Origin of the sequence: Alteromonas sp. 38 (assembly GCF_902506055.1) — a bacterium.
Taxonomy (GTDB): Bacteria; Pseudomonadota; Gammaproteobacteria; order Enterobacterales; family Alteromonadaceae; genus Alteromonas; species Alteromonas lipotrueae.
Genome location: NZ_LR733302.1, coordinates 1 through 1,023 on the forward strand (window position 1 = coordinate 1; position 1,023 = coordinate 1,023).

The 1,023-nt window shown below is 39.9% G+C and carries 1 protein-coding gene; it reads right to left on the minus strand.

Annotated elements, in window-relative coordinates:
• Window positions 1-17: 17 nt before the first annotated feature.
• On the minus strand, window positions 18-983 hold the full coding sequence (locus tag FLAVO9R_RS20395; protein WP_159534512.1) for an IS481 family transposase: 966 nt from the start codon (window positions 981-983) through the stop codon (window positions 18-20).
• Between the last annotated feature and the right edge of the window lie 40 nt (window positions 984-1,023).

Sequence of the window (1,023 nt, forward strand, 5' to 3'; positions counted from 1 at the left end):
TGTGTGATTCATAGACATCATTTCATTTTTCGGAGTTGAAGATCACGCTGATAATTCGATAGCTGAATGCGTTCTTTTTCAGTTTCGTAGTTAGCGTGAACGTCTTCCCAAAGCGGTGTTTGTTCAAGGCGTTCACACACAATATCCATTGGTGTTTTACCTTTAAATGAGCCGTGCGCGCGTTGCCAATTGTAGTAATGCTGCCACTCAGGCAACGTTTTATTTTTGAGTTCTTCCAAATCCAAATTAACGGTTGAATAAAACTCTTCTTTGTCAGTTCTTTGTGACCTTTCAACTTTGCCATTTAAATGAGGTGAGCCTGGCTTATTGGGGCGAAACTTAATGCCATGCTCCATCAATTTTAGCTGTACTTTTTCAGCAAAAAACTCCGTGCCACGATCAGTTTGGACTCGCTGTATTGGAAATGGCATTTCTTCTATTACCTTATCAATGAAGGCAAGAGTATTGGCTGCTGTTCTACGCTTAAAGACGTCCAAAACGCGATATCTAGAGCAATCATCAACAGAAGTATATTGATAAATTCCTGGTGCGATTTTACATGTATCCATCTGAACCCGGTCACCTGGAATAGGTCTTTGGTAACGAATGAAGTCTTTTTTCTTCCGCTGAAAAACTACTGGCTTTACTTCATGTTTGGTCAGCACTTTATGAATTGAAGCAAGTGATAAATTAAAGTTATGCTCGCGAAGAAGCTCGTTTTGAATTCTTCTGGCACCAAGCTTTCTATCTTTTCTCAGGCTAAGGATCCACTCTTCAATCCGATTATCAATTTTAGTGTTTGGAGAGTTGTGTGGGCGTCTAGAAACTTCCTGTAGACCGTCTAGACCTTTCTCCTTATATCGCTTATACCATTTTCGGAGAGTAGGCCTAGATATTCCACACCGACGACAAACTAGGCCCGCATTATTGGTCTCTTCGTATAGCTCAATCCACTTTAAACGCTGTTTAATTTCTTTGTTCATAGAGTCATAATATATTGAAATGATGTCCATGAATCACACA